General features: G+C 39.7%; 7 protein-coding genes. All 7 read right to left on the bottom strand.

The window, feature by feature from the left end:
* Window positions 1-325 precede the first annotated feature (325 nt).
* Window positions 326-3466 (bottom strand): hypothetical protein, encoded by a 3141-nt coding sequence (locus Q8907_05520; protein MDP4273724.1) that lies wholly within the window; start codon window positions 3464-3466, stop codon window positions 326-328.
* A gap of 35 nt (window positions 3467-3501) precedes the next feature.
* Window positions 3502-5214 carry a sialate O-acetylesterase gene (locus Q8907_05515; GenBank protein MDP4273723.1) on the bottom strand — a complete coding sequence of 571 codons (1713 nt, stop codon included), beginning with the start codon at window positions 5212-5214 and terminating at the stop codon, window positions 3502-3504.
* A gap of 31 nt (window positions 5215-5245) precedes the next feature.
* Window positions 5246-7822, bottom strand: coding sequence for a hypothetical protein (locus Q8907_05510; GenBank protein ID MDP4273722.1), 2577 nt, complete (start codon window positions 7820-7822; stop codon window positions 5246-5248).
* 146 nt (window positions 7823-7968) lie between these two features.
* A complete protein-coding gene (locus tag Q8907_05505) occupies window positions 7969-8877 on the bottom strand; it encodes an alpha/beta hydrolase (GenBank protein MDP4273721.1) in 909 nt (302 codons plus the stop codon).
* A 112-nt stretch (window positions 8878-8989) separates the two neighbouring features.
* The gene (locus Q8907_05500) at window positions 8990-10261 is read right to left on the bottom strand and encodes an SGNH/GDSL hydrolase family protein (protein ID MDP4273720.1); all 1272 of its coding nucleotides are present in this window, start codon (window positions 10259-10261) and stop codon (window positions 8990-8992) included.
* Between the two features lie 48 nt (window positions 10262-10309).
* A complete protein-coding gene (locus tag Q8907_05495) occupies window positions 10310-11932 on the bottom strand; it encodes a glycoside hydrolase family 43 protein (GenBank protein MDP4273719.1) in 1623 nt (540 codons plus the stop codon).
* Between the two features lie 107 nt (window positions 11933-12039).
* Complete coding sequence (locus tag Q8907_05490; protein ID MDP4273718.1) at window positions 12040-13674, bottom strand: hypothetical protein; 1635 nt, start codon at window positions 13672-13674, stop codon at window positions 12040-12042.
* Between the last annotated feature and the right edge of the window lie 198 nt (window positions 13675-13872).

Below are 13872 nucleotides of genomic sequence, written 5' to 3'. Positions count from 1 at the left end.
GAATATTTCTCATTATTTCTATGTGACATGATGAACAATAAATCTCAGTTGTTAAATTTTATTCCGTTCAGGGAGATATTTACTTGCGAAACTTTAATAATTTAATTTTTAAAAGCCCTTGGAACACCCGGTAATACATTACCTTCGGTGAACTCGTAAACTCGGTTCATTAGTGATTTGTTTTTCCATGAATCACGGGTGTCTCATCTGTAAATAATTTAAAATAAAGCAGTTTGAGGCAGGTTTGACATAATCAAGCCTATAGATCAAATGACCAATCAATTAACAATGAACCTGTCATTTTATAAATTCCTGCATTTTCTGTTTATTTACTTTCTGCAATGATCTTACCCTTGCGTGAAACAGATACAAGAGTCCGTTTATCAATATTTTTGAATGTGATATAATCCTTCTGGCCTTTCCACTCAACGGCAACCTTTCCATGATCAAAATATATTTTTGGCATAGATTCACCATAATGAAAGGGAACGAGCAAAATACGATAATTCACTTCAGCAGATTTCGTATTTATTGCAAGACGATCGTAAACTTCAGTTTTGGCAATTCTATCTTTTACGCCTTTCTCTGTAGAAACCTGTATGAAAGATAATGAAGGATCCATGCTGCCGTCAGGCTGAAGGACACAGACAAGCAGTAAAGGGTCATTTTTAGAAGGTTTCACAGGAGCTGCATTATTGGCAGGGCCGTCGATATTACGATAAGCCAGGACTACCTGTCCGGGTTTCAATCCTTTGACATCAGCTATCCAAACACCTCCATTGAGCATTGCAGTCCATTGATACAAGTGTATGTTTCCGTCTTTCTTCAAATCATCCATAATAATGCCATAAGGATGGTTGCCGCGAATAAGTCCCACCGTACGATAAACATATTTCATTGTATTAAAGGGAGCACGGACAGTAGGCATATAATTTGAATAAGTGTAGGTTGACCACCAAGGCCTCATTTTATAATGGGTAGTTCCGGCAAATGTTTTAAGATTTTCAGGTGAAGGATCAAGTTCCCAAGGTATGGACTTAAGCGTTTCGCTCCAGACTTGCGGAGGCTGTGTAAACCAACGGAAACTGTATGAATTAGTAAGATCGGCGGATGCAAAAGAACCTTCCGGGTTAATTACAGCTCCCAGATATTTTGCCGGAGCCTGATAAGCAAGACCTAAACCATTGATGCCCTGAGGTTCAGAAATACTATCTACCAGAACCTGGTTATGGAATCTTCCGTCATACACCTGACAGAAAGGGCTTTCTGTAAACCAATCCACTCCTAATGCCGAAAAATGAAACATACCTGCATCGGCATGATGATGGCCGGCGCCGATATAATGATCAGGACGGACCATCATGTTCATCCATGCCGCATTTCGAGTTGTATCGCTGTAACTTGAAAACACCCCATGGATGGGTGCATTAAAATCCAGGGGGAGGTTTAACTCAGCCCTGGAAGTTTGCTTGAAGTCAGTGTCATAAAGCAAAGAATTTACCACCAGTCCAGGATACATTGGACTTGGCAAACGCAAGCGCTGTACTTTTACTACTGATTTTTTGTATTGTTCAGCATCAAAATTGTCCAGGTTTTCATCTTTTGACTGGCTTAAAATATAATCTGCGCAATGATTCCCGGGATAAAATGCCTTATATTCATCTGTAGTCTGAAGGCTGAAGTTTGAACGGCTATATGGCACGTATTGCGTGCCACTGTTTACAATTACACGCCCGCTAGGAGAAGTCATTTGTACTTGTGCCTGCAGCAAACGGCGTATATGCGGGTGTCCCCATAAATTTTCACCTCTACGTGCAAGGGCTATCATCGAAAGAGTATGAAACTGCATCCCGCCTGGTGTTTTGCCATTACTTTCATAGATCACACCAGAATCGTCTATTCCCCATTCGCAAAATGCACGGACAGTCTCACAGTCCGATTCGTATGCTTCCTTATCGAAACCTTCGAGGCCTTCAATAGCAGCCAATGCAAGGAAATTTGGCAAATCCCATGTCACCCAATTTACGTCTCTAAAGCGAACCGGCCCATCCTGACCGTAACCTCTCCGGCCGTAAGTTGCTTTAGCAATGATTCTTCGCATGAGGTCCTTTTCATTAGGATTCATCCATTTGCCTGCAAAATCGAGCGCAAGCCCAAGATCCATCTGAGCAACAATACCATGTATGTTTCTCCAGTTCGTATTTGATCCGCTGCCATTTAATTCTGATCTTTTACCATTTGCCCGGATATAACCCGTTCCAAATTCGGAATCACTGATTGAATTCCATTCATCGATAAGCGGTTCGCGAAGTTTAAAATAATTCGCAATGGCTGCTGCTGCCTGCCTTCCATGTTCGTTATCGTTTGTAAGAAGACAATACAGCGCCATATCTGTAAGACATTCAGGGACATAAGCTACATGCGAGCTATAAATACCGGGTTTTTCTCCTATAAACAGTTGAGGAATATCGGTAAGCATTTTACCGTCATCAATCTCCGGCCATTCCAAACCTTTGAGATCGCCCGAAGCCAATTTTTGAAAAAGTAAACCGTCGCTGGTCTTGGGATTCCACCAGGAAGTATTTAGCAGGTACTTTACCTCAATCATGGATTTCTGGCCCATTTTACTACTCATAATCCGTTTGGCCAACATGGGGACATCCTCAGGACTGAATAAAATTCGGGGATATACACCCGGAGGAGGTACTTTGGAACCTAAAAGTTGAGTGTTGAATCCTGTCAAATCAAATTTTACTTGAGCTGTTTCTGTCCATTTGGTCTCAGGACCTTCTAGAATTTTAATCTGCTCAGGACTAACCCTGACATGGTCTGTCCATTTGCCTTGCCTTTGCAGCGAAGGGATATATTGAGTAGCGATATCCGGATCGGCCAATTTTTCAGGACTATCAAATAAGGTGATCACAGACTGAAGCACTATCTTTTCATTTTCATTAAAACTGACCGGCACAGTTCCCGCTATTGCCAGTCCGTTTTTGTTTTCATACACCTTTAACCCTCTTGCTTTTGCCACATCGGCAAATGCAACATATTTTTGTCCATCAATCCGGATACTGCGAATATTTTCCAGTGCAATCGAATATCTTTTTGCAGTATACACCCATTTGTCGACAAGAAAAGAGGGTGCAATATCGGTTTCTATTTTTTTAGTATCAATCAAGCCTTCAAAAGCCTCCGGAACATAAAGGGTACCTTCATGGCTGATAGCCTCCAGGTGCCAATGAGCATCATCCAGCCTTACTTTATACCCTTGAACCCAGGCATATCGACTACCTGCAAATACAGCTATATAATTTTTTATCCTGGCTTCTGCAATCTGCCTGCCTGAGCGGGTATAAGGCAAGCCTTTATCCTGTGGAGGCGGTAATAAATCCTGTCCCGAAAGTTTTATATTTAAGGCCAATAAAACAAAAATTAGACTTAGTGCCAGATTAAATTTAGATTTCATTTGTTAGGTTTTTAATTTTTTATTATATCAAACAACTATTCAACATCGGTACGAAATGGCGAAGCCGGAAGTCCTTCTTTGTTGTATAGATTACAATGAGGTGAATTAGCCCATCCATAGCGTACCGCAATGGGATCTGGAACATTTTTACTGGATACAACCACGGTATTTCCATCTATTTGGGCATCTGCCTCCATCCATTTTTTATCTTTTCCGGCTATGAAAAATCCAACGAGTCTGTCTTTAGGAAAAGGCATTACTCCGGGAGCATACCAGGGTGACTGTCCGATGGCAAGCCCACTTCCTGTTTCACGGAAACGAACCCTTATTTTACCATCCTTTTCAATCTTATAATCCTTGTAAAGAGGGCCTGTATAAACAATATTTTCATGATAAGCCACTTTTCTGGCAACAAGCGCCAGTCTTTTACCCACATCAACTTTATCAGCAGGATGTACATTTTTAGGGTCACCCACATCAATAGTTATGGCCATTCCTGTTTTTGGGACACTTAAAGTCATGAATTGGGCTTCTCTTAGGAAAGGCCAGCCTTTTTGAGCCACAGGTATATCATCAGCTCCGTTGCATGGAAGCTGGACAAATAAAAATGGGAAAAGCCCCTTTTCAGCAGGTTGTTTCCATAGGTTACGCCAATCATCAATGAGACGGGGAAGAAGAGTCCTGTACTCCATTCCTTCGTTTCCGTTATTCTCACCCTGATACCAGATAACGCCACGAATGGCATAGGGGATCAAAGGTGCAATCATCCCGTTAAAGTCAACCGTGGGGGTTGAAGGCCTTCTTGAGGGGCTAGGTACAGCCATGGGATCAGGGTTGACCGGTTCGGCCATAGAAGGCTTTGGTTTTTCCCCTGCCGGCTTGCCGGCAGCAATTGCCTGATTATAATTTTTGAGCGCTATAGTATATGCAGGTGCAACTTCTTTTTGCCACTGTTTTAAATTATTTTCATAATCAGATATAAATTCCGGATTTGCCAGGACTTTTTGATGTTGTGCCACAGCCTTATTCCACAAATCAAGCATTTTGGTAATCGGAGGATCTTTTTTCAGTCCGGCAAGACTGATCCATGTTTCGATAGAGGTTCCGCCCCAGGAGGCATGAATGATTGCCACAGGACATTTCTGTTCTTGACGAATTTCCCTGGAGAAAAAATAGGCAACAGCAGAAAAACCCTTTGCAGTCTCCCCAGAACTTAATTCCCATTTTCCTTTAAGATCGACCTGAGGTTCGGCAGCAGTGGTTCTGCTTACACTAAAAAACCTGAGTTTTGAGTCTTCGGCTTTAGAAAGTACACTTTCAGCATCAGGCAAAGAACTCACGGGATATGCCATATTTGACTGGCCTGAAGCCAACCACACATCACCCACAAGTACATCTGAGAATTTTTTTATAGCCTTTCCAACGGTTATGATCATTTCACGGGGTTCTTCACTTGCTGGGAGAGGATTCAGATCTACCCGCCATTTACCTTTGCTGTCAACAACTGAAGTTTTGGTTTGACCTGCAAATTTTACCGATACTTTATCACCGGTCCTGCCAGTCCCCCAGACTGGGATTTTTACATTTCGTTGAAGCACCATGTGATCCCCAAATAGGTTCGATATGATTTTTTCAGAACCCGTATTGACACTTTGATCACCATGCGACTGATTATCCTGTGCATTCGTTGCATAAAAAAGAAACACAAATAACACAAGGGCTAATTGCCTTATTATTGAACGACTCATCTTATATTGGTTTTAATAAATTGTTTAGCTTTTAAAAATCAAAAATTTCTTTTCCATCACGTACCATCCTTACTTTTGTATGTTTATCCTTCCCAACGGAAAAATAAAATATATCCTTTTGATCGCTGAAAGAAACCGTTAACTGAGTTCGATTATCATTCCATAAAGTTTTGGGTAATTCAGCCCCATTTAAATAAGGGAACAAGAGCACTTTATAATTAGGATTTGCAGAACGTGAAGGAATGACCAGGCGTTTGCCCAGATCCATGCTTCGAAGATAGAATTGGTGCATATCTTCAGTTTTTAATTTTTCAAATGTTTCCAAACGCGGATTAGGTTCCATATCCGGCACTTCCGCAGGCGTTCTTTCCAGAACCCTAACCAATAAAAGAGGATCTCCTTTAGAGGGCATAAATCGACCCGTTTCATAATCACTTCCTATATGGTTATCAGTCTCAGACATATTTCTTTTCATCCGCTTGTCACCTAAAACAATATCATATTCTCCTTGTTTGTGATAATTTGAAAAAGCATTAAATCCCAAATTTAACGGATCTGATTGTTGGACAACATCAACCAATTGTTTTATAGAAACGACTTCTACATCAAGCTGCATTGGCATTGCCCATTCGTAAAGTCTTTCGGCATCATCCTTTTTCAGGTCATCAATAATCAGAATATAGGGATGTTTCCCTTTTATCAGCCCGGCAGTTCTGAATGCATATTGAACAGGATAGTTCGATATCCTCATTGGCCATGTATCCTCTGTCCAAATGCGAGGATCAGTTTCAAGACAACCACAGAAATAATCCGCCACCTTTTTCAAAGGATCACGTTGGGGAAGCTGTCCATGATGATACTGCAACTGCTTTTTGGCTACATTTTCATAAACACCGCCCTGCCATTGGGGTGCAAGTGTTTTACCCAGCATGGCATCTGAAACCGGCGTTTTAAGCCAGGACCAGTCGAATGCATATTTATAATCCACCAGTCCAAAGGTAGCTTCAGGTTTATCCGTATAATTAATCCAGCTTGCCGGTGTAGCGAAATAGCCTTGTCCATGACCATCAATGGTAATTACGGAATGATATTTGCTTTCCGAACTACGCCATCCGTCAATTGCCCATATCCGCCCGTTCGAAGCAATGAAGAAATTACCTCTGTCGCAATGATCATGCGATTGATAGAACATATCCTGACGGGCATCAAACTGGAACATTATTCCATTTTTATCCCATTTATCGCGGGCAATCAGTGAGCCCCGCGAAGGAGAAAAGAAAGTCAAAGGCATATTAACGGGAGGTATACCTTTATATTCTTTTGCCGTTTTTGAAGGATCAATACAAAATACAAAAGCCGAGACATCAGGTAATTTTTTTACATCCTTATATAATGAATTAGCAAAAACGTAATCAATTTTTTTATCCTCAGGGAAAAAATATTTCATCACCATCATCACTAGCCAGGGAATGTCGGAAACAGTACCCAAATCGCCATGAGAACTCCACAAACAATCAGGATTTGGAGATAAGGAATAAATGAGCCAATCGGGTATTGCTCTGAAATGAGGATTTGTAAACGGGGTTATCACGCCACGCCGTGCTGCTGCTGCCATAAACAAAATGTCATTATCAAATGACCCGAAAGTATAACCAATACCTTCGCTACTCATTCCTTCAGCAGTGAAGCCGTATGTCAGGTAATCATTAATCATATCAAGACCACAATCATAAATACGGTGATCATAGCCCTTTTCATTTTCTATAGCAAGTATTGTAAGAGGAAAAGCGAGTGACATATTGATATGGTTCCATCGCCGCCAATGATGAGGCAATTCCATACCTACGCTGTAGCGTCCGAATGTGGCATTTGCAAAAGCTTTTATTATGGCTTCTTTATCAGATTCTATCATCCCGGAAGCAGTAAAATCAAACAATTTAGCCAGTCTGCCATTGGAATACAGAGGTTCTTTTACCAGGTTTTCCCTTCCAGGGATAACAGGAAGGCTCTCAATATACTTGAGTTCGGCCTTCAGATAATTGGCAGCAACCGTAGCAGTCTCCTTAATTAGGCTTTTATTATCATAAAGTTGAGCCAACAATCCCTGAATTGTCAACATATTTGCCAATTCAGCAGGAAATTGAGGATCTACTGCATTAAATTTCCATCCGGTTTTCAATAATTCATAATATTTTCCATCAACGCCTCTACCTTTCTGCATTTGCGTCAGTTCTTCATTAGCAAGTTTAAGCAAAACAGACCCTATCCGGGTAGTTTCCAGACGTTTTTTAATTGCAGCAAACTCCGATGGAGAGGTAAATATCCTTGGGTAAATGCCTATAGGAGGTACTTTACCAGCTTTTAAATTGTCAAAATCTTTTGCAACAGGCGTAATATCGGGATTATAAGGATTGTTCCACTTTATTGTCCTGTTTAAAACATCTTCTGCTGAAAAGGTCTTCAAAGGTATTTCTTTTAAACATGGATTATCAGGACTAAGTTCATCGTTTGTAAAAGTTCTGAAAACAGGTAGAACATTAGTACACTGTGAAAAAACAGTGGATAAGACTCCCCATATCAGGAATAATAAAAAAAATATCTTTTTCATCCGTAAATAATTAATCAATCAAGACTGGAAAATTTGTCATTAGTGGACTCACCGAAATGAAACACATAGGTGGATTTCCATTTTTGTCTTTGTAAATGAATATGCTCGTTCCCTGAAATTTTAAATAACTAGGTTTTTCAAACAATTTAATTAAGAATCAAAAAGCGGCGTTTTACCAGGAAATTCAACATAGCTGAAAGTGCCTTGTCTGTTTGTTCCTCCGTCGCCGTATAATTTGTCACAATAAAAGCATGACGCATTCCTGGCCAGAGTATATATTCCGTATCTATCCCTCTTTCTTTGCAGGCATTGAAAAATCTTTCTGCTTCCTGAGGAGTAACAACCTTATCGTCTGCTCCATTCATGGTCAATATCGACACGGCTTTATTATCCAAGGAATAAATCGGGGATAACTGTTTTGCAGTTTTAAGCCGATTAGTGCCAGGTTGGATGTATTTGATCCATTTTTCTTCAGTCAGATCAGAAATTCCATTGCAATTGATAACTGCATTGGCTCTGGTATCTTTAGGCAAATTCATAGTTCCCAAACATAAAGCAAGATGTCCTCCGGCAGAATCACCAATAACAATAATTTTATCAGGATCTATGCCCAGCTCATCTGCATGCTGCCTTATATATCTGATGGCATCTTTGCAGTCGGCCAGGCAATCCCAAATGGTATAACCAGATTCAGAATGGACATTATTCCCGGACTTGGAAATCAACCTATATTCGATCGAAATACCTACTGCACCCTGATCGGTCGAAAATCTCAAATGTGGAATATATCCCTCAGGTGAACCAGCCACCCAGGCACCCCCATGAATCCAAACCATTACCGGGCATTTTTGTGTTTTTCTTTTTCTGACCGGCTGCATAACAAGCATATGTAATTTCACACTGCCCATCTTTTTGTACCAGATTGTATCAGGTTGTGAACTCAACTGTTTATAATAACCAATACTCCGGATACCTGACAGATTGCCTTGTGCAGAAACAATATAAAATCCGGATTCAAGGATAAAAATGAAAAACAATGTTTTTAATATACTCATTTTCAATTCAGTACAAAATATATTTTCATAATAATTACTTTCACTTTGTAAATTTTATGAACAGTTTACCAAAATCAATAAAATTAGTTCAGTGCCTTTTGTCTGTTTCAAATTAATGCAATACTTCGCCGATTAGCAGCACCTTTCCAATATACGTATTGAAAGGTTGGAAATATGAATTATCTGTAATTTGCGAAGGCCTTGAACTATATATCGCTTTTTTATCAAAATAAGCAGTATCAGGCCTAATTACAATGGTATGTACCCCGTTATCCATCACAGGTAAAAGCTTATACCCGCTTCTGAAAACATTTCCGCAATAAACATCAAACCTACGGACTGAAAGTTTATCCTTTCCGTCAATTTCGGCGATAAAACCTCCTGAAGAAGGGCCTAAGACATCATATAGTCCCACGACCGTACCTTTAAACTTTATCTCAACAACATCGCTTGGATTGTCAGATACAACTAAGTCAGGAAAAATTTTGGAACTGGCCTGGTAATATTTGTAAATTCTGTCGGTAGAAAGAACCGGTTTCCAGCCATTACTTTTTTTGAATTCAGATATAGATACTGACTTGGCAAGTTCATAATTGTCACGATATAAAGGAGATTTAAACCCAGTAACAGCCTTGGCCGGTTTCATATTTTTCATGGCCAGAAAAGAGCGGATTAAAGTTTGGGTATAGATTATATGGCCGTAATCAAAGGTGGGATGAGTTCCATCATTGGTAAAAACTTTCTTAGTTCCATAATCTACTCCTTTTTCGCCTTTAAAAACCAGACTGTCCTTTTTCAACAATCGGATTACATCAGGGGCAAAATTTATTGAAGGAATGCCATAATAATCAGCAATTTTTTCCATATATCGCATGGATTTGAACAAATGTCCGTTCATCAGTTCAGCCAACATCCCCTGATTAAGCGTGTAAAGAAAACAGATATCTGCCTGCGGACAGGATTTTCTCAATTTCCTAACAATTCCTTCCATAGACCTGCAAATAACCAATGAATCTGTACCTGCATCATTAACGGCAAATTCCACAAAAACAAGGTCAGGATTAAATTTAATAACATCATCATCCATCCTGAAAACGCCCAGGTCAGATCCTGTCCCCCCTATACCGGCATTTATTGCAGTTATTTTAGATTTGGGATATTGTTCTTTAAACCACTTTTCGGAATATATCCGGTAACCGGGATGATTGGTAATACTTCCTCCAAAATAAACAATCGTTACAGGCGTACCTTTTTTTAGTTTAGAAAAGAATGCAGGACATCCTTTTCTTGCATTCAATCCGGGAACCAATTTATTTTGTGATTGCACATATACCGAAATAAATAGGGTAAAAATCGAACCAAGAATTAAAGCTTTTATTTTCATAATTTTTATATTTGACAGCTTGTTAAAAATTAAAATCGATTTACTGTTTTACAAGGGTTTATATTCAAACCAGTCAAAATAGGCAGGAACAGTGCACAACTTATCATTACCTGTTGCATACAGACCGATAACCACTCCGTTATAACCACCGGTTACCTCAGTTCCCAAAAAACGAGTGTTAAGCAGGGCTATCTTTTTAAATTCTTTATCTTCTTTTTGCCTGAAGCTGAAAATATATTCTTTTTTATTTCCAACCACCTTTAACTCCACAGGCCCTTCATTCAAAGGAACCTGCCTTAAAACCTGATTTAACGAATCCAAAGTATAACGCACGGTCAATTGACGCTGTTTCCCGTTGGTTTTGATGAAGAAATCGTAATGAAATAAATTGGTCATTAAAACAGTAAGTCCAGCTTCCTCATTCTTCTTTTTGGGATTGAAATCCATTTTAGCAGTGACCGACATATCGAAATGCTGCTGCCTTTTGGCAACAAATGTGGGTGATTCCAAACTGCATAAATTATATTTGGAACCCACCAGGGTAAGCCAGCCTTTACGTGCACTCAATGAATAATAAGAGGAATCCGGATTGCGAAGATATACCCAATCATTGCCAAGATGAGTCTCATTAAAATTATCCAGGTTAGTTGTATTAAAGGGTTGCGGTTTTTTTTCAAAGTCAGGGGGAATAATTTTAACAATTTCATCGGTAGTTCCGCTTTTATTCACTACCGGCCATTCGCCAGCATTCCAAACCACAGGAGTCAAACAGGTTTCACGGCCGATAAAATGAATACCATCCACAGCCGGGCGAAAGGCCAGGTGAACCATCCACCAGCTTCCGTCAGCAGCCTGAACCATATCCGCATGGCCGGTTCCCTGGATGATTCCGTAAGTCATTCTGTTGGTAAGAATAGGATTGTAAGGACAAGATTCATAAGGGCCCCAGATATTTTTGCTTCTGGCAATGGCTACAGTATGCCCATAACTTGTACCCCCTTCGGCTGTAAGCAGGTAATAATATCCGTCCTTTTTGTACATGTGAGGGCCTTCAACATAACTACCTCCGCTGCCTTTCCAAATTTCTTTTATTTCAGATAAACGCTTACCGGTTTTAATATCTATCTCTGACTGATAAATTGCTCTGGGATCAGATGATTTTGTACCACGATTTGACACAAAATAAGTACGGCCATCATCATCCCAAAATAAGGAAGGATCAATACCGCTCTGGTCAACCCATATCGGTTCGCTCCAGGGACCAGCAGGATCCTTGGCCGTTACATAAAAATTTCCATATTTTTTGTCTCCGCTTACTAAAGTGGTGACCATATAAAAAATAGAATTGTGATTGCGGATGGTTGAGGCATATATGCCATTGGAAGGTTTGGTATGGACCAGGGGGATTTGTGACGATCGGTCTAAAACATTACCTATCTGCTTCCAATGTACCATATCACCACTTTCCCAAATCGGAACTCCAGGAAAATATTCAAAACTACTGTTTACCAGATAGTAATGATCTCCTACCCTGCAAATGCTCGGATCAGGATAAAAACCAGGAATAACCGGATTTCGGTAACTTACTTCCTGACTTTTTACAGAGACTGAAAATATGAGAATTAAAATTAAAAAATATAATCGTAAATTATTTGTTCTAATAATATTCATGTAATTTATCATTGTTAATTATATTTTTTTTGTAAATAATGACCAATTCCTAAAAAGATTATCTAAAAAAGAAACATTTGCTAAAGATGGATTTAAGGCACAATTCATTATTTAGTGATTAAAAAAGTTCGTTCAACTTGCATGGCGGTCTTTACAGCGGGAGCCTTGCTTCTTCCCCATTGGGTTGCCACAATAGAAACTTTAATTGGGAACTTGGCTCGAAGTGGTATTTTTGTTATCATAAGTTGATTATCGACAATTTTTACAGGTCCGTATTTGACAAACAAACTCACCGGCATACCCGAAGTGGCAACAGAATGTAAAAAAACACGTTGATTGGCTTTAATATCAGGAATGCTATCAAAACTGATCTGCTGAGGTTCTCCCTCCTCATTAGGTTTTAAAATAAATCGCCCGGGTTCTATACATTGGCGATATTCTTTATCTCCTTCCTGTTTCACAATAAAATAAGTTGCACTGGCAGGATATGAGCGATCAGGGACAATCCTAAAAGTATTTTCTGACACAGGCCTGACACTGCCACACAATAAAATTATTTTGGATATCGCACTGTCATGGCCAATTTTGGTTCCTGCATAAAGAAAACTATCTGGTATGGCCTTAAGAAAGGAAGAATGAAGCGTAAAAGTCACCCCGTCATCCCCGGTAACATAAGGAATAGGCCATACAATACCTTTTGTAAAAGGAGCTGGACTGCCATCTTCAAAAGCAAAAACCGAAATTTGCGATTTTCTTGACCAGTTGATATTGGCCATATCCGATGCAGCGACAGCAATATCTTGATTAAAATACCAGGGATAGTCGCGTTCAGCGCCCTTTGCTTTTTTATAGGGTTTTGGTTTCATTGCGGAAATTCCTGGTAAAGGAAGTCCTGCTACCCATCCTGAGCTCAAATCCACCCGATTAAGCAAAGTATCGCTATTTGCCGATAATCTTGCCTCTGCAGCCGCAACTATGTAATCTGCAACAAGTTTGGTAAGGGTTTCGCTACAATCAAAATGCCCAGTGTTGGGATCGAAAAAATAACTCAGGGGAAGCTGTTTCTCTTTTCTTTCCTTTATTATATCCAAATAATTTGGAATCTTGGCACGTGGATTTAAAACATCATCCTTGGGCTGATTCCATTCGAAATATTCACCGGCTGTACTTAAAATAGGAATGTCCATATGATTACCATAACCGGGTCCCCCTTTCATGGTAATTGCAGCAAGTATATGCGCCGGCTTCATGTTGATCAACTGCCGAACCAGGTTATTCGTCATAGAATGTCCGACAGGCAACCATGGTACACGGGCCAACTCTTCATACCCTGAAATTTTTGCCAAGTCTTCTAGTATAAGTTGCAGACTATGGACGTTCCTTTCGGCATAAGTCGACTTCCCTTTATCAACAAAAAAACCGGGACAGCACCAAAGAATAGCCAGATTGGATTTGGAACAGGCAGCTCTTATTAAATCGTGCTCTGCCAGCCATTGCTCCAAAACATTCTGATTCATCACTAAAACACCTCTTACTTTTTTACATGACGGAGGTATCCATAAATAAGCACAGGCAACCTTTGAATTTTCATCAGCATCTTTATACACAAGGGTAGTCATAAACTGATATTCATCATCTGTCCGGTGATAGCCTGAAATAAAATTATTTTTTTTAGCTATGCCGTCAGTCATGAATAAACCTGTCAGCAATAAAACAGCAGCTAGATTCTTGAAACAAACCATATTCAAAACATGAAAAAAATAACAGTCAAATTTAAGATATGTAATATCAACCAATATTTAGAGATGTACCAAATAAAGTTCCGGATGTTGCATGAGGAAAAGAATCACAAGGATATTCATGATTTTCCAGCATTGTAGCCATGAATTTCTTTGAATAAATCGAACTTTCAACGATAAAGCATAACAATGGATTCTATT

Source organism: Bacteroidota bacterium, from assembly GCA_030706565.1.
Classification (GTDB): Bacteria; Bacteroidota; Bacteroidia; order Bacteroidales; family JAUZOH01; genus JAUZOH01.
This window is presented reverse-complemented; position numbering and strand designations above follow the sequence as displayed.